Below are 17,222 nucleotides of genomic sequence, written 5' to 3' on the forward strand. Positions count from 1 at the left end.
GGTATTGTTATTCAAATGGCATTTCTTACAAGACATATTATATAACTTGTATGGATGTGTTGACAAGTTGTATTCTAAAAAACATATCTGCAAAACTCCATCCCTCCTTGCGCCATATTTCCCGCTCCTGTATAATACCATTAAATACTACGATCAGCTGTTTGCTGAAAGAAAGGAAGACTATGACACATATTAATCTATTAAAGAATAAGTACTTTCTCTATGCCACCGAATTCTTTTCCGGTATGTCGGTAATGGCTGTAGAATTGGGGGCAAGCCGCCTTCTGGCCCCTTATTTCAGTTCTTCCCAGGTAATCTGGACGATTATCATAGGCACAATCATGATTGCCATGGCTCTGGGAAATATCTGGGGAGGAAGGGTAGCTGACAAGAACCCGGATCCAGCACGCCTGTACAAACGCCTGCTTCTTGCCGCCGTATGGATCGCCGCCATTCCGTTTCTGGGCAAATACCTGATCGCGGCAATCTCCCTGGGCGTGGCTTTGCTAACGGAAAAGAACTTCCTGGTAATTGCCTCCTTTCTCAGCTGTCTGATTATCTTCGTCTTTCCGCTGATGCTCCTGGGAACGGTGACCCCTTCTCTTGTTAAATATACCGTGGAAGACTTAGAAAACAACGGAGAGATCGTAGGCAGACTTGGCGCACTGAATACCATCGGAAGCATCCTGGGTACTTTCCTTCCCACATTTGTAACCATTCCAACTGTGGGGACTGCGGCAACATTTATCATATTCTCTGTCCTGCTGGCGCTGCTGAGCCTTCTGTATTTTATATCAGTCCGGAAAAAAGCTGCCGCCTGTGCTGTTTCCTTTCTGCTGATTGGTCTTTTCAGCATATCCTCTGTAAAGTACAGCTTTGCTTTCTGGGAAAACGATCTTGTATATGAGGGAGAATCCATTTACAACTATCTGCAGGTAAAAGAAAATGATGAGAGCGTAATCCTCTCCACCAATGTGCTGGCAGGGGTACAGTCCATTAAAATGAAACATAAAGAATTTACGGGCATGTATTACGACTATGCCCTGGCCGCCCCCTATATGGCCGGTGCGGGACAGCAGGCCGGCAGTGACATTCTTATTCTTGGACTGGGTACAGGCACATTTGCCTCCATGTGCACTTCTTATCTGGACTCCCCAAACATAGACGGGGTAGAAATTGACGAAAAAATAGCCCGCCTGTCCAGTCAGTACTTTGATCTTCCGGAATCTGTAAATGTGCATGTGGAAGACGGACGGATTTTTCTCTCGAACTCTGAGAAATATGATGTCATTATGGTAGATGCCTATCAGGACATTACCATTCCCTTTCAGATGTCTACCGTTGAATTTTTTACTATGGTAAAGGATCATTTAAAGGAAGACGGGGTAATGGTCGTTAATATGAATATGCATTCCAGCAAAGAAGGATCCATCAATGATTATCTCTGTGATACCATTGCCTCAGTATTTCCCTATGCCTATACTGCCAAGGTAGGGTCCGGCACAAATATGGAGCTGTTTGCATCCCAAAACGGGGATATGCTTACTGTATTTTCTGAGCAGCTCTCTGCCATTGGAACACCCGATTTGAAGCAAATGATGGAGAAGGTAGAAGAATCCCTTCAGCCCGTCCGCCAGGGTTCTTTGATTCTCACGGATGATAAGGCACCTGTGGAAGTCTTGGGGATGCAGGTGATTGACGAGATTATCGGAGATGAACTTCACTATTATAAGAATATTATAAAAGAAGAGGGATTGGAGGGACTGGATTTTTAGTAAATACTTCATACTGTTTCCATAAAAAATACACGGAGTTTCATCTCCGTGTATTTTTTATGAAGCCGCAATGACATACGGAAAAGCTGCATGTCAGAGTACCGATACACTATGTTTTCTAATCATTTCTCGTCGGTATGTACTGCTTAATTCTCCCCACAAACTCGGAAAAATTCTGTGTCTGGAGAATGACATGTCCCGGACCTGTCAGTTTTGTCATAAACAGGCCTTCGCCTCCCAGAAACATGTTCATACCTCCCTTAACCATCTCTATATCATAGCTCACGCTGGTTTCAAAGGCTGCCACATTCCCTGTGTCCACTTTTATCACCTCTCCGGGAGCCAGATCCTTTTCTACCTTATTCCCGTCGATTTCCAGAAACGCCATGCCATTTCCCCGCAACTCCTGAAGTATAAATCCCTCACCCCCGAAAAGTCCGGAAGACAATTTTTTCGTAAATACTGCATCTGCGGTCACCTGCTCCTGGGCACAAAGAAATGCCCCCTTCTGACATATCATGCTTCCATACTTCCGCAGATCTAATGGGAGTATCTCCCCGGGTACCGTGGAAGAAAATGCGATCTCAGCATTCTCCCTCTGAGAGGTATACGTTGTCATAAAAAAGGATTCACCGGTAAACATTCTTCCCAGGCCTTTCATAAATCCTCCTCTGGCATTGGTATTCATAAGGATCCCGTCGCTCATCCAGGACATTCCCCCGGTTTGGGTGTAGATAGATTCTCCGGCCTGCAGCTGCATCTCCACCGCCGGCATGATACTTCCTACGATTCGATATCTCATTAAACTAACCTCCTGTACATTGGATACCCCTATTCTATCATAAAGGCACCCTGTATTACAGAGTTATTTTCTCCAGAAGAGTTAACACTAGAATAACAGCCACCGGGATTGCCGTCCCCCCCAGCAGCTGGCCGGCTGTATGTCGTTTCATTCTCAGGCTGGCCCACCAGGTAAGCGCAAGGATTATCAGACCGGGAATAAGGGCAGGAATTCTAAAATATACCAGCAGTGCTGCAGGTCCTGCAACTCCGCAGGCATGGCCGCTGGCCCGCAGCCCCAGACATTTGTTGAAAAGTAAAATCAAAAGGCCGGACAGCAGGTACTCCAGATAGATCATCCACATTCCTCTGGGCGCCTTTAATACGAAATTCGCAATCACACCCATAAGATAGCCAGCTACTGCAAATACCATAGCCAGACCTCTCTGCCCTTCTCTTCCTTTTTCTCTATAGCCGGGGATATACGGCTGCAGAGGATATGCCAGGATAGGAAGTACCGTCAGAAAAAAGATTCCCCACCAGAAACTGTTCGCCCTTCCCATAACCTGAGGCTTTGTAACATAGACAAGCGTCAGCATAATACCGGCCATAACCGGGGCCAGAGTAACGCTTCTTATTGCTTTTGCCAACCTGTTCATCTTGCAATCACCCATTTCTCTGTTATACTATTTATGTGTTACATATTGTAACATTACCTTTGGACCGCAGGCAAGATATGGCGGATTAACTGTTACAAAAAGGAAGGTTTTGTTTATGAAAAAAGGAGAAAAAAATGCGTCTAATGTCTTTGCCAGAGAATGCATGGTATCTGCTCTCATGCTGCTCTTGGAAGAAAAGCCATTATCGTCCGTTTCAGTCACAGAGCTCACTAAAAAAGCGGGAGTCTCCCGGATGACATATTACAGAAACTACCGCTCAAAGGATGAGATTTTTATTACCTACCTGGATGATATTGTAGACTCCTACCGAAAGGATGTAGCTTCCTGGGAAGACAAAGGAAATTATAACAGCTATAACAATATGCTCCACTGCTTCCAATACTTTTACAAACACAAGGAATTTATCAAGTGCCTGTTAAGAAGCGGCATGGGCAATCTCCTCCTGCAGGCTTTAACCGACTATGTGCTGGAGACTTATTGGGAAGACAGAGAAGATACTGCCTTCTATTATACCCTTCATGCCTTTGCCGGTTCCCTATTTAATCTTTACATTGCCTGGATCCTCAGGAGTACAGCGGATCCTGCAGAATCCATGGCCTCTGTCATCTGCAAAATATATGGAAATGGGGATACCGGTACTGAGAAAACAGGAGTAAAAGAAAAGGCACCAATCATTTCTGACTGATGCCCTGCCCTGTATCTCAAGGGGCAGCTCCTTTTACTGCTCTAAAAGACTGTCCTTCTTTTCCAGAATCGCTTCTACTGCGGCGCAGGCGGGACAGTCACAGTATTTTGCTCCTGCAGCCTTGATTTCCTTAGCATGCTCTGCAACACTTTTTGCTTTATCGGCCCCAAAAACCTGGGCTCCAGCCTCAGATTCCGCAAACCCGATTAAGTTATCAATCGGCATAATATCCGCTTCCAGCTCTTCTATGTATTTCTTTGTCTCAGCGGCCTCCCTTTCAGTTCCAACAGCATCCAGCCAGGCCTGCGCTGCTTCCTTTGCCTCGCTGCTGCATGTGGCTGCATTCATTAATTCACGTGTTTTCTCAACTACGTAATCTACTGCCTCTCTGCCCATAATTAACACCCTTCTTTCCTATTTGATTACCCATATTTTACCACCATTATCCGGCTATTGCAATTCCCAGGTACGCAGCTTACTGCATTTTGTTCGCACTCCCGGGCGTGTCGCCGTGAACAGAGAGTACCTGTTCCAGAAATCCTTCGCAGCCTTCACAGATATCCCTGTAGGTTTCATCAAAATCCCCGGTGTACCAGGGATCTGCAATATCTCCCGGACGGGCTGTAAAGTCCAGAAGGCGGTATATCTTCTTCCCGGGATCTTTGCCCAGCATCCGCATCATATTCGATATGTTCCTGCTGTCCATGGCCAATAGATAATCATACCTGTTATAATCTTCTTTGGCAAGCTGAACTGCCCGCTTTCCATCCACAGATATACCATGTTCCATCAGCTTCTTTCTGGCCCCATGGTGCACCGGATTGCCTATTTCCTCCCTGCTGGTAGCACAGGAAGCAATGATGAAATCACCGCTGATTCCTCTTTTCTTAACCATATCTTTTAAGATGAATTCGGCCATGGGGGAGCGGCAGATATTTCCATGGCAGACGAATAATACTTTTATCATTTCCTTAAACTCCTTATAAACACTGTATTTATACGATATTCAGGGATTTCCCTGCATACCGGATTCACTTCATTTTAGCATATTCCGGCATAACTTGGTATATCTTTACCTTCAAAAGTAGTACAAAAGGTAGTAAATTAAGCCTTCTTTTTTGAATTTACTACCTCATGTATTTGCCGTTTTCTCATAGCAGAATTTTCTACAATTCCCCCTAAAATACGACATTCACAGCATCGACCACAAAATTTTATGCCGTTTTCCACTTCATCTGAATCAAATCCTGTTTAAACCATCTACGAATTTACTACCGCCCCATTCTCAGGGCAAAAAGAAAAACTTCTACTCACTGTCATTACCAGACACTCTCCTTAACTCCTCCCTTGCATCCTCAAAGCCCAGATGCGTATAAGTATTTAATGTAACACCAATATCACTGTGTCCCATCAGATACTGTAAGGTTTTCGGATTCATACCACTCTTAGCCATATTAGAACAATAGGTATGTCTGCATACATGAGGGGTAATCTTCGGCATCTGTACCTTATAGATACTGTTATACTTCTCACAGATATGCTGGAAATACTTCTCCCAATGCATAGCAACCATCGGCATACCATTCTTATCAAGATAAAGAAATCCTGCCTTTCCCTGAATCAGCGGTTCAACCTTTGGTTTCTTCCGGTTCTCAATGATATGCTTAAAGCAGGCGTACACATCATCTGTCATGGGAAGTACCCTTGTACCGCTTGAAGTCTTAGTATCCTCGATGGTATACTCCATATTCCTCTTCCTCTGTAACTGATGGTTAATATTAATGGTACGTTTTTCCAAATCAATATCCGAAAGAGTCAGCCCCGTAAATTCAGAAATACGAAGACCTGTCTTAAACAAAATGTAGATACCTTCATAATATTTTGAGAAGTGTCTGTCATTCTTAACAAACTCCAGAAATTCCCTCTCCTGCTTTCTGGTAATTGCTTCTCTTGTCACACTGTCATTTACAACAACTGTGGCAAGCATAAATTCAAATGGATTTTTGCGTATTAAATCATCATCCACTGCCATCTGAAACGCCGGTCTTATCACTCCTCTTATGGAGTGGATGGAACTGTATCCCCGGCCATCCTTCTGCAGCTTAATCAACCACGCTTTTGCGTCAGAAAGTTTCACTCTGTCAATCCTACAAGCTCCAAACTTTTCCTTCTTAATGATATTAAGGACAAAATTATAATTCGCCTCTGTATTATGCTTTACCCCTGTCTTCTGGGAAATATACTTCTTGGCTAACTGATACACTGTCATCTCACCGCCGCGTGGTACGATTTCATCATCAAGATCCTTTTGCAGCAACTTAATCTTTTCCCTTAATGAAAGGTCATCCCTCTTTCCGGTTGGCAGTTTATCAGTCTTCTCCAGTTTCCAGCTATAAAGGAAACACTTCTGACCATTGCCATCAACATATTTATACGCATACCGTCCATCTTTACGTTGGCTCTCTCCATTGCGAAGAATACGATTCTTACTGTCTCGTCTTTTCTCACTCACAGATTCCCGCTCCTTTCCAATAAAAAAGAGCCTTGGCGCGATATATACATACTATATCACAGCTAAAGCCCGATCACCAGTTTAGTTTTTATCAAATAGAAGTCACACTCTCTAAAAATTTTTCAAACTGCTTTCTCTTTATCAAAATCTTCACCCCATTTTGAAGTACAAAACCGTCATCCAGATGTTCATTACTAATCTGCCTCATCTTCTTTTCACCAATATTAAAATAACCTGAAGCCTCCTGCAGCGTAAGACAAAATTTTTCACTTACTGGTACAAAGTTTTTCTCCTCCATTGTCTTCCTTCCTCTGCCTATATCCTCGTCACAAAATCCAACGCAATCCACCCGTCCCTCTTCTTCTGGTAAGATTTCAGCAGCCCCCACTTAGAAGCCCCGGCTCCGTCCGTTTCCTCCACAATGGTAAACACTCCGGCTCCGGTAAACTTCCCCGTCCTCGCATAATCAGTCCCCGGTCCCTTCCGGATATTCAGATCCGGGATATTCACTTTCACCATATAGGAAGATGCCTCCGGCAGTCTCTCCATGAACTGCACATACCGCTTATCCGAAGTCAGAAACAGCCCGGATTTCAGCTGATACCACAGCCCATCCTCGCTGACACCTACCACCGTATACACGCCGTCAAACACCACCTGGTCCACGTTATCCCCCATACACGGTGCTTTCCTTACATTCACCCCATCTTTCCCTTTATAAAACACTTTCACAAAACCGGACAGCGGATTGACAGGCTGGTTTGGATTCCCGGAGTCCTCCATACTGCCCCCTGCACCTCCGCTGTCTCCAATAATTCCCCTCAAAATATCCAGAATCTTCCTGCCATACCCAGCCCCGGCGGCCCAGCCCTTTCCCTGTGGATTCTCCGGAATCCCCAGCCATTCCACATAAGGCGCACACCCTCTTGTCACATACCGGAACCGTGGGTCAACCTTCGGATTCACCAGTCCCTCCGTACTGGCATAGGCTTTCAAATGCTGTGTCTGTGCCCGGATTCCCATCTGCGGTGTATCAAAGGAATTCCCCTTTTTCCCATTGGAAGTCACGCCCATGCCGCAGAAATTATTCTGCTCCAGCGTCACCGCCGAACCGGAAAACCCAAAATTCCCCGTCTCCAGACAGGACTGGGCAAAAGCGATATCCCCTCGCACGCCCTCTGTCTCCCCTTCAGACAGATACAGCGGGATCATATCCAGCACCGACTGCGCCACTTGCGGATTCTTCCCTTTAATATACACCCGCATCTGCTCCACCGCAGCCACAGCCTTCCCCATGATCTTTGTATAGGAAGAAACATCCTCCCCCTGCCCGGAGCCGCTGCTCCCAATCTGCCGCTTAAACTCCTCCCACATCCCTTTTGCCCGGATCTGGGACGGACAGTTCTTCGCGCAGACATCATAATGCTGCACCACCCGTTCAGCCGGGATCCCCGTCTCCGCCATCAACTGCCGGACAAATTCCACCGTATTGGAAAAAGCCCGGTCAAAGTCATATCCTGCCTGCACACACATCTCCACGCCGATACTGTTTTTGTTATTCACCGTACCAAACAGCCGTCCCCCGTAATTCACACCCACATGCCAGCAACCCCGTCCATGGGGAGCCGTCTGGTACACCGTATCCTTATCATCCGTATAATAATGGACAGACGTGCTTAAATTTCCATTATACTGCGCCCTTGCATGGGCGCTGGCATCTGCCCCCGCCGCAAAGTTATCCGTGTTATGCACCACGATATACTGTGGATCGTTGCTCTCATACGTGTTATTATCAGAAACATAACTCTTATTTACCTTCATGTCCGTTCCCCTCCTTCAACTGCTCCAATACATTTTTCAGCTTCTCCGGGACAGGCAGCCCGATCTCCACCGCATTCTCCAAAATAGAAATCCCCTCATTGGACAGATAGAAAAAAATCACCGCCGTCCGCAGCACGCTCCCGTTCCCGATCACATGGGTGTCGATGATATGCGCCACGGCAACCAGAGAAAAAATCACTACTTTCTTGAAAATCCCCCGGAACCCAGTCTGGCTGGAAAGCTCCTTGTTCAAAATTCCAACCATCACCCCGGTCACATAGTCCACCACTACAAAAACAATCAGCGCATACAAAAACCCGTCAAAACCGCCCATCACTGCCCCCAAAGCACCGCCCATGGCGGCAAATACATACTGCATCGTGTTTGTTACTTCCCTCATCACAAATCCCTCCTTATTTTTTCGCACAAAAAAACAGCCCGTTCTGGACTGCCAGTTCTTCCTGATGTCATGAATTTTTCTTTTCCCTGCACTTTTATGGCACGGCCTCCTCTGTCAATGTATACGTGATCTTCATCGTCTTGTCCACTGTCTTTACCACCGCCGAAGACAGGTTGTTAATGGATGCCAGATAGGGAGTCAGCAGGTACATGGTCCGGTACTCATTTCCATAACTCCCTCCCCATCCCAATAAGAAGTTCTTATACTGGAACAGCGGCGTTGCCGCATCATTCAGCCGGAAACTCCCCTGAGTAGGGATGACTTTATCCTCAACCGTAACCTGGAAATCCCCGCCTACAATCAAATCCCCAATCAGCGTCATATACACCTCACAAGTCCCTGTCTCGCACAGAGGCTTCCACTTGGAAGTAAATCCAAAGTCAATCAACGTCACATCCGAAGAATTGGCAAGGTTGATCTTATAAATTCCCTTCTTGTTATAAGCCATCACATACAGATACCCTTTACGAACACAGCATTTCAACACCCGCTCCGGAAACGAACTGCCCTCATCCCGATTCCCAACATCCATTAATTTCGCATTGGACAGCGTCCACTCCCCCTCCGTCATGGTGTAATCCTCTTTCTTAATCTTCACCCACACCATAGCAGCATTGCCGGAAGAATTGCCCTCATTGGAAACCCCATACCAGTACCCGTCCCCGCCGTCCAGGAATTCCCCGTACAGCGTATAATCCCCCAGGAACTTAAACGTGGAAGTCTGGATTACCTGGTCATCCAGCACCGTATACGTGGTATCGTCCAGCTTCTCATTCAACCCAATGCTGAATATGGGAATCCGCACCTTACGGATGCGCACCCCGGTATCCTGATAGGTAATAGAATACAGAAGGTCTTTTTCAAAATCCACCTCCACCGCCTCAAACAGCACCAGCTGTTTTGCCATGGAAAGGCCGTCCAGCTTGATGCTCTTCAACTGCAAAAACGTGCTGCTGTCATTCACCTGGCTCCCATAAGCATTTGCCCCGCCCTGGGCACTGGTCAGGGCAGCAGCCGCAATGGTCCCGTTCCCCTGGCTGGGTGTAAACTCCCAGACGAACTTATACCCATTATCCAGTGCCTTGCTCTCCGTCAGGTTCATGCTTCCCCTCGCCACGTTTGCCGTGGAATTCACATTGTTGGACGCATAAGCCACAGGCAAGTTGTCCGACAGGGAATAGATGTTGTCCACGTTCTCCTCCAGCGCCTTGGAAAACAACAGGATGCCGCCGATGGCATTGGGACAGATGGGCAATAATCCGCTCTGCCACTTGATGCCGTCAATGCTGTCCCCGATCTCATAAAACACTCCCATGGGGTTCAGCCCGAAGATATGGTTCACCGCATTGGTCACCAGGTTCTCCTCCACCACGGTTTCCACCTCTCCCGTATTCACATCCATCAGTTCCATTGTCATTGTCCCTTTTAGTCTCATCACAGCCTCCTTAACCGTTATCCATTACCACGCCAAATGCCCCGACAGCAACCCTTCCCATGCGGTCCGTCATCTGCCTCTGCACCAGTTCCATAGTCCCAATCCCAACGGTCTCCGCAAACCCTTTCACCGCCAGCCCGCTCCCCAGAAGGAACCTGCTGACTGTCTCCTCCAGTGTGATCTTCCCGTCCCATGCAGGAGCCGCCGCCATACCCTGACCGCTGATGGAAGCAATACATCCGCCCGTCTCAATAGAACCGCTCCCTCCTGTCAGCCGCAGATACACGTTAAATGTATTCGTAAAGTTTGGGATCAGGTTTTCAACGGGATAATACAAAGGCAGCACATGCTTTCCGCTCCCCCAGGTCTCTGCCGGGTAGTGGGTCAGGATCTCCTCATCATTGAACTCATACCTCACCAAAGCAAGCGCATTTCCATCCGCAGAAAATGTTACCGGAAGCTCCGCCTCCACGCTGACCTCCTGCGTGGTCTCCGTCCCGTCCTCCGCCACCGCCGGAACAGGAACCACAACCGTCCCTGCCGCAGTGCCCTTCATCTCCACGGTATCCGCCGATACATCCACCACCACAATGGCAAAGAACTGTACATGGGTTTCTTCTGCCGCCGCAAACTCAATGCTGATGATCTTCACATCCGTCTCATTCACTGTATAGGCTGATGCATTGGTAAACGTGTGGATTCCTATCTTTCCCGCCTCAATCTGGTTCAGCAGGCCGGAAATGTTTTTATCATTCTTGGACTTCGCCTGCGCCAGCCTTGGGTTCTTCCCCACGCATTTCAAAGAATGCTTTCCATTAATCTTAATCTGATACCCAGTCATACAGGCCATCTGGCTTTCATCCGCATGACCGCCGGAAAACACCAGCACATCCCCCAGATCCAGTGCCGGATTCCCGATGGTATCCGAATCAAACGGCACATACTTAATCACAGCCAAATCCCCAAGAATATTTTCCAACAATGCTTTCCTTGTTTCTTCCAGGCCAAACTGTAACAACGGATTCACTCCCAGATTCATGGTCAGCCCGTCATCCGGCTCCAAGGCATAATACTCCGCCGTCTGCGTCCTGATATTGGTAGAGCTGACCGCCGTATACCGGGTGATGAAATCCGAAAAGCTGCCGGAGAACCTCTGCCTGTCCGACACCGTCATCACCGGCACATTCCCATACTTCCGCAGTTCCAGCTTCCCCGCCCGGTTGATGCAGAAAAACCCGCCCAGCACCTGCCCCACATAAAACAGCACATCCCGGTACGTCTCAATGTCATTCTCCGTATACACCGACAGCAGCTCCGAACCATTGGGCATGACCTCAATCTCCGCCCGGCTATGGGCAAGCTCCACCTTACAGGCTTTACAGCACAGGGCAAGGAAATCATAAGCATTCCCTACCGTCTCAAACCCATTGAAGCTCCGCTCAAACCGGAGCATATAATCATAAGCCTTAAGCTCCAGACAGTGCAGCGTCCGATTCGCCTCGCTCACCTCAAAAATCCCCATGGGGACTTCCTCAAAACTCCCGTCCCCCAGCCGCAGGTGATAAAACAGCTCCACCTTCGCATCCTCCAGTGTATAACGGTCAATCTCCGAAAACAGCGTGATTCCCATCTCCGCCGCATACACCGTGCCAATCTCAATCTCCGTACTGCCGCAGCACTGGCTGGAGATATACCCGGAACCCTTTACGATATCTTCATTCCCAAACGTATGAACTGCCCCGGCCTTCGTAGTAATCCGCCCGGTCCAGAAAAACCTCCGGGTGTTCTCCTGCACCGCCTGCAGGAACGCCTCACTCACCGGATACAAAAGCACCACCTCCCTCCGTTTTCGGACACACAAAAAGCACCAACCTTTTTCTGGCTGATGCTTTGCCATGGTTTCCTTTAAATAACAGTAACCTCTATTATTCACCTACATTTCTACTACTGCAAACTGGAAATTGTAATTATCCTAATTTACTAAATGAATGAAGCATTGTTCATCGTATCATCTTGGATTTCCTCATCTCATCTACAAAAAGTATAATTCCATAAATTCCACAAATCAAAAGTATTATATCTTCATAAGCATTAAAAATTACTGATTTTATTCCCGTTAATCCCCAAATAGTCATCAAAACAAGAAGCGCCTTGTTTTTTCTTTTGTACCCTGTATAGACAGCTATACTCAAACTAATAATAGGGCAAGGCATAATGTATGTTACCATTTGTGGAAATGAGTTCCCTAGGGCTATAGATACGACAGGATAAATACCAAAGAGCAATAGTAATAGTTTCTGAATTGCATTGGGTTTGTCTAATATATCATCTTTATTTCTCCAACTTTCGTATAAAAATAAACCGCCACAAATAAGATATAATGGCAAAGCGAAAAATTTCTGGATAGGTTCTGTTCCATATAACGCAAAAAAAACAATTCCTATAAAAAGGTTCGCAATTCCCAGCATAAATTTTGCTGCCCATTTTACCTTTTGATTATAAGACAACATAATTGCAGACATCACCACTATAAGTAATACTATTTGGATTATCCATGTTTGTCTATTGTAATTTCCAATGACATTCCAAAATGCTTGCGCGTTCATTCACCCACCCCTACAACTTCTAAGTTGACCCTATTCTATCAAATTTAACCGCTTATATGCTTCATTTGCTGTTTTGTAAAACAATTCCTCTTTAATTTCCGGTGTTAAACCCGGTTCATCAATGTAAATCAAGCACGCATCTGCCATTGTAGATAAAAACACTTCATGGAACTCTGGATTTATATAACTATTGGCATATTTTGTATAAAAGGGCTCTGCAGTATTATAGTATTCTTCCTTTGTAATCTTTTCTTCAAGGTAATCTTGGATTTGCTTTAAAAGAGTTTGCCTAAATTCTATCCCATCCATCAAAATCCTTCCCTTCAGTTTTTGAGTTTTCACAAAATCCATCTTCTTGAACTTACATTCAAGAAGTATCCCTCGCTCTGCTCGGTCAACTAATTTTCCAGTTTAACAAATCGAATGTTATTTCATTCCCCAAAAACCTACCTGCATATTGGAAAGCCATAATATCTCAACAGCTTTAAATCCACAATTCTGCATTAGCTTCAAATGCTCATCTAATGTAATCGGAAAGTAATCTTTACCGTATCGTTCTATATGCTTTTCGCTCTCCTCAAGGCTTTTTCCTTGTTTCATCTGGTATCTTTTCCACTTTTCTAAGTAAACTGATTTTCCTATATCAGTAAATGGGCAAAAATTTTCAAAACTAATAAATAAACCATTCTCTTTTAATGCCTCATAGCACCTTTTCAGGGCTATTTTGCGTTCATCTATCTGTAAATAGTGATTTACCTGTATCGCTGTAATAACATCGAAATCATTAATATACTCCAGATTCTGAACATCACAAACAGAAAATTTAGCATTAGAGTAACGAAAGCGTTCCTTTGCAATTCTAATCATTTCATCAGAAGAATCGCAAAAAACAAATTCTTTGAGTTCTATATTTTCAAAAGCAAAACTTCCCATTTTTCCCGTACCACAGCCAATATCAAGCCATCTTACTGCAGAATTCAGAAAAATTTTTACGAAATCTATGACTTGCTTATAAAACTCATCATAATACGGAAGTGTTTGTTTTATTTTTCTGTCATATTCACTTGAACTAAACGCAGATTTATTGTCATCCATAGATTTACCTCTTAACCAAATTCTAATTTTCCTGTTCAAAGTATATCATGTCCGCGCTCTATCCGGCAACCAGTTCTCAAAACTCACGCAGCATAAACGATACCTTCCACAGCCCCTTATAAGACGTATCCTTCACCAGCCCTGCCTTATACCCATCAATAAACATCTCCGCCTTCTTACTCTCCAGTGTCTCCGTATCAAAATACTCCACGCCAATCTTATCTTTCTGCTTAAACCCGGTCAGCAGTTTCAGCCACTTAGAGCTCACCGAAAAACTCACGGAAATACTCACAATCCCAAGCCGCACTACATCCCTCTGCACGGTCCCGGCCTCCGTCTCCCCTCCGGAATCCGCTTCCACGTCCTCCATGCTCACCTCATAGGAGTCCGGCAGAGGGAGCGGCATCCCGTCAAACACCAGATACTGAATAAACGCCATGCCTTATCTCCCTCCTGACCGCAGGTTCTGCCTCGCCTGCGCATTCACCACAACTTCATCCAGCAGTGTACCGCCCACATATACCGGAATACAGATGGTTTCCACGTTATCCCTATTCTGCATCCCTGCAAACATCTCCTGAATACCGGATATCATCTGCCTCATGGAGTCCACCGAAGCCGTCTGCACCTGTGCTGACTGCATAGCGGACACCCCCGGACTGATGACCATATCCACAGCCACGCCGTCCACCGCCTTACGCACCAGACCTTTACTACGCTCAATCCCTTTCGCCAGTCCACCCATAAAATCCGGCATCCAGGACTCATAATCCGTCAGCGGTCCTACATCCGGCACAGAGAAATGGATATAAGACCGGATGGTATTTGCCACATCTGAAATCGCATTTACCACATTTCCAATACAGCTCCGGATGCCGTTCACAATGCCGTTGATCAAATCCGCTCCCCACCGGAACGCACTGGAAGCCAGCCCCGTGATAAACCCAACCGCCTGGTTAAATCCGGAAACAATGGTATTATAAACATTTCCCATGGCGTTCCGGATACTGGAAACCACGTTACTGAACACATTGGACACCGCAGACCTGACCGCATTCAATACCGAAGCAGTCACGAACCTCACGCTGTTCCATACCCCGGACACCACCGACTGGATGGTGTTCATCACCGTCTGCACCACTGACCTGATACCGTTCCATGCCGCCGTGATAAAGGACTGGATTGCCCCGACTACCGCAGTGACCACATTCTTAATAGCATTCCACACCGTAGTAAACACCGTCTGGATCGCTGTAAGAATCGTGGTGATCACCGTTTTTATCGTATTCCATGCCGTAGTGAGGAATGTCTGGATTGCCGTACCAATGGTAACCACCACTGTCTGGATACCCGTCCAGATGGTGCTGAAAAACGTAGAAATGGCAGTCAGCACCGCAGTGAACATAGTCTGGATCCCCTGCCAGCAGGATGTAAAAAAGGAAGCAAGCCCGTTCCAGACTGTCTTCCCCGTCTCCACAATCCCATTCCACAGGTTTACCAGAAATTCCTTCACTGCATTCCATGCTGCAATGGTAGCCGACTTAATGGCCTCCCACACCGCAATGACCGCCTCCCGGAACCAGTCACATTTATTCCACAGCACCACGATAATGGCAACCACCGCAGCAATGGCAAGGGGAATCCACCCGATAGCCGCCACCACAGCCCCGATAGCCGGGATCACTGTGCCGGAAACAAAGGCGATCACCCCGGAAATGGCAGCCGCAATCTGCGGAATCACCGTCATAATGGTCCCGACTGCTCCCACCACCTTGCCAATGATGATCAGCACCGGAGCCACAGCAGCAGCTACCAGCGCGATAGTCACGATAATCTTCTTCGTCCCCTCATCCAGCCCGTTCAGCCAGTCCACCAGCCCCTGGATCCATCCCACAATCTGCCGGATGGAAGGCATGAGGATTTCCCCCACGGAAATAGCAAGCTCCTCCAGCTGGCTTTTTAGAATGGTAAGCTGCCCCGCCAGGTTGTCCTGCATGGTAGCCGCCATCTTCTCCGCCGTGCCGTCACAGCTGCTGATTGCCCCGTTCAGCTTCTCAATATCCTTCGGAGCCGCATTCATCACAGCCAGGAACCCGCTCATGGCATTTTTCCCTACCAGAGCCTCCGCATTGGCCGCTTTCTCCGAATCCGTCATCTGGGAAAATGCCGCCCGGCAGTCCTTCATGATATCCCCCAGACTCCTCATGCTGCCGTCCGTTTTCACCGTCTGCACCGTCAGCTCCCCGAAAGAATCCCCTACAAAGGTCACATCCCCGGTGAGGCTGGTCAGCATGGTGCGCATGGCAGTACCGGCCTGGGAAGACTTGATGCCTGCATTTGCCATCAGCCCGATGGCCTCCGCCGTGTCCGCTGCCGAAAATCCCAAAGCCCCGGCCACAGGCGCACAATACTTAAACGTCTCCCCCATCATGGCAACGTTCGTGTTCGCATTGGAGGAAGCCGCCGCCAGGATATCCGCAAAATGCCCGGACTCCGAAGCTGTCATCCCCATGGCAGTCAGAGCATCCGTCACAATATCAGAGGTGGTTGCCAGATCCTCCCCGGACGCAGCCGCAAGGTTCATGACTCCCTCAATGCCGTCCAGCATATCCCCTGTCTTCCATCCGGCCATGGCCATGTAATTCATAGCCTCCGCCGCCTCGGAAGCGGAAAACTTCGTCTTAGCCCCCATCTCACGGGCCTTCTCCCGCAGCTTATCCAGCTCCGTCCCCGTGGCCCCTGATACAGCCGCCACCTTACTCATGCCGGAGTCAAAATCCGAAGCGATCTTCACAGCCGCCGCCCCAAGCCCGCCGACCGCAGCCGTCACAGGCATCAGCTTTTTCCCCACGCCCTCAATGGAAGAACCCACGCTTTTCAGCTTCTCCCCCGCAGCCCCAATCTTCTGCAGTGCCACCGCAGACTTGTCCGCCTGCTGCTCCAGTCCCTCCAGTGCTTTCTCCGTCTCCACAATCTCCCGCTGCAGGGCATCATATTGGCTCTGGGAAATCTCCCCTCTCGCCAGTGCGTCATTGGCCTGCTGCCCCGCCAGCTTCAGGGCATCCAGCTTCTCCTTCGTCTCACTGACAGCCTGGGCCAGCAGCTTCTGCTTCTGCGCCATCAGCTCCGCATTGCCGGGGTCCAGCTTCAGGAGCTTGTTCACGTCCTTTAACTGCGACTGTGTATCCCGGATTTCCTTATTCACTTTGGACAAAGCGGTGGACAGCTTCGTGGTGTCCCCGCCGATTTCAACTGTAATGCCCTGAATCCTGGATGCCACGCTCCCCACCGCCTTTCCGACACGAAAAAAGGAGCCATTGCCGGCTCCCAAACCATGTGATGATACGCATCCCCCTTATTTCCAAGATGCTAT

The 17,222-nt window shown here is 47.5% G+C and carries 17 protein-coding genes; 2 read left to right on the plus strand and 15 right to left on the minus strand.

What is annotated here, in order from left to right; genetic code table 11:
* Positions 1-182: 182 nt before the first annotated feature.
* Positions 183-1,775, plus strand: coding sequence for a spermidine synthase (locus ACGHCT_RS17235; RefSeq protein WP_072848790.1), 1,593 nt, complete (start codon positions 183-185; stop codon positions 1,773-1,775).
* A gap of 118 nt (positions 1,776-1,893) precedes the next feature.
* On the opposite strand, the gene ACGHCT_RS17240 is transcribed toward ACGHCT_RS17235, so the two are convergent.
* Together ACGHCT_RS17240 and ACGHCT_RS17245 are read right to left on the minus strand one after the other, a co-directional pair.
* On the minus strand, positions 1,894-2,577 hold the full coding sequence (locus ACGHCT_RS17240; RefSeq protein WP_390437026.1) for a TIGR00266 family protein: 684 nt from the start codon (positions 2,575-2,577) through the stop codon (positions 1,894-1,896).
* Between the two features lie 55 nt (positions 2,578-2,632).
* Positions 2,633-3,214, minus strand: a complete 582-nt coding sequence (locus tag ACGHCT_RS17245; RefSeq protein ID WP_390437027.1) for a hypothetical protein — start codon at positions 3,212-3,214, stop codon at positions 2,633-2,635.
* 115 nt (positions 3,215-3,329) lie between these two features.
* Between ACGHCT_RS17245 and ACGHCT_RS17250 the strand changes: the two genes are divergently transcribed.
* Positions 3,330-3,920, plus strand: a complete 591-nt coding sequence (locus tag ACGHCT_RS17250; protein WP_390437028.1) for a TetR/AcrR family transcriptional regulator — start codon at positions 3,330-3,332, stop codon at positions 3,918-3,920.
* A 33-nt stretch (positions 3,921-3,953) separates the two neighbouring features.
* Here ACGHCT_RS17250 and ACGHCT_RS17255 read toward each other — a convergent pair whose 3' ends face one another.
* The 13 genes from ACGHCT_RS17255 to ACGHCT_RS17315 all read right to left on the minus strand — a co-directional run bounded on the left by ACGHCT_RS17255 (position 3,954) and on the right by ACGHCT_RS17315 (position 17,129).
* Entirely contained in the window at positions 3,954-4,316 is a 363-nt protein-coding gene (locus ACGHCT_RS17255) for a molecular chaperone Hsp90 (protein ID WP_072848794.1), read from the minus strand.
* A gap of 79 nt (positions 4,317-4,395) precedes the next feature.
* Positions 4,396-4,887, minus strand: a complete 492-nt coding sequence (locus tag ACGHCT_RS17260) for a low molecular weight protein-tyrosine-phosphatase (RefSeq protein ID WP_390437029.1) — start codon at positions 4,885-4,887, stop codon at positions 4,396-4,398.
* Between the two features lie 339 nt (positions 4,888-5,226).
* Positions 5,227-6,432 (minus strand): tyrosine-type recombinase/integrase, encoded by a 1,206-nt coding sequence (locus tag ACGHCT_RS17265; RefSeq protein ID WP_390437030.1) that lies wholly within the window; start codon positions 6,430-6,432, stop codon positions 5,227-5,229.
* A gap of 91 nt (positions 6,433-6,523) precedes the next feature.
* On the minus strand, positions 6,524-6,730 hold the full coding sequence (locus ACGHCT_RS17270; RefSeq protein WP_390437031.1) for an excisionase: 207 nt from the start codon (positions 6,728-6,730) through the stop codon (positions 6,524-6,526).
* A gap of 17 nt (positions 6,731-6,747) precedes the next feature.
* On the minus strand, positions 6,748-8,253 hold the full coding sequence (locus ACGHCT_RS17275; protein ID WP_390437032.1) for an N-acetylmuramoyl-L-alanine amidase: 1,506 nt from the start codon (positions 8,251-8,253) through the stop codon (positions 6,748-6,750).
* The gene (locus tag ACGHCT_RS17280; protein ID WP_390437033.1) at positions 8,240-8,653 is read right to left on the minus strand and encodes a holin family protein; all 414 of its coding nucleotides are present in this window, start codon (positions 8,651-8,653) and stop codon (positions 8,240-8,242) included. Before ACGHCT_RS17280 ends, ACGHCT_RS17275 begins: the two co-directional genes overlap by 14 nt.
* A 94-nt stretch (positions 8,654-8,747) precedes the next feature.
* Complete coding sequence (locus ACGHCT_RS17285; protein WP_390437034.1) at positions 8,748-10,148, minus strand: hypothetical protein; 1,401 nt, start codon at positions 10,146-10,148, stop codon at positions 8,748-8,750.
* Positions 10,149-10,158: 10 nt separating this feature from the next.
* Entirely contained in the window at positions 10,159-12,081 is a 1,923-nt protein-coding gene (locus ACGHCT_RS17290) for a hypothetical protein (RefSeq protein ID WP_390437035.1), read from the minus strand.
* Between the two features lie 67 nt (positions 12,082-12,148).
* On the minus strand, positions 12,149-12,754 hold the full coding sequence (locus ACGHCT_RS17295) for a DUF6064 family protein (protein ID WP_390437036.1): 606 nt from the start codon (positions 12,752-12,754) through the stop codon (positions 12,149-12,151).
* Between the two features lie 30 nt (positions 12,755-12,784).
* Complete coding sequence (locus ACGHCT_RS17300) at positions 12,785-13,096, minus strand: hypothetical protein (protein WP_390437037.1); 312 nt, start codon at positions 13,094-13,096, stop codon at positions 12,785-12,787.
* A gap of 84 nt (positions 13,097-13,180) precedes the next feature.
* Complete coding sequence (locus ACGHCT_RS17305; protein WP_390437038.1) at positions 13,181-13,849, minus strand: class I SAM-dependent methyltransferase; 669 nt, start codon at positions 13,847-13,849, stop codon at positions 13,181-13,183.
* Positions 13,850-13,925: 76 nt separating this feature from the next.
* Positions 13,926-14,288 (minus strand): hypothetical protein, encoded by a 363-nt coding sequence (locus ACGHCT_RS17310; protein WP_390437039.1) that lies wholly within the window; start codon positions 14,286-14,288, stop codon positions 13,926-13,928.
* 3 nt (positions 14,289-14,291) lie between these two features.
* Positions 14,292-17,129 carry a phage tail tape measure protein gene (locus ACGHCT_RS17315; RefSeq protein WP_390437040.1) on the minus strand — a complete coding sequence of 946 codons (2,838 nt, stop codon included), beginning with the start codon at positions 17,127-17,129 and terminating at the stop codon, positions 14,292-14,294.
* Between the last annotated feature and the right edge of the window lie 93 nt (positions 17,130-17,222).

The organism is Lactonifactor longoviformis (assembly GCF_042848515.1).
Classification (GTDB): Bacteria; Bacillota; Clostridia; order Lachnospirales; family Lachnospiraceae; genus Lactonifactor; species Lactonifactor longoviformis.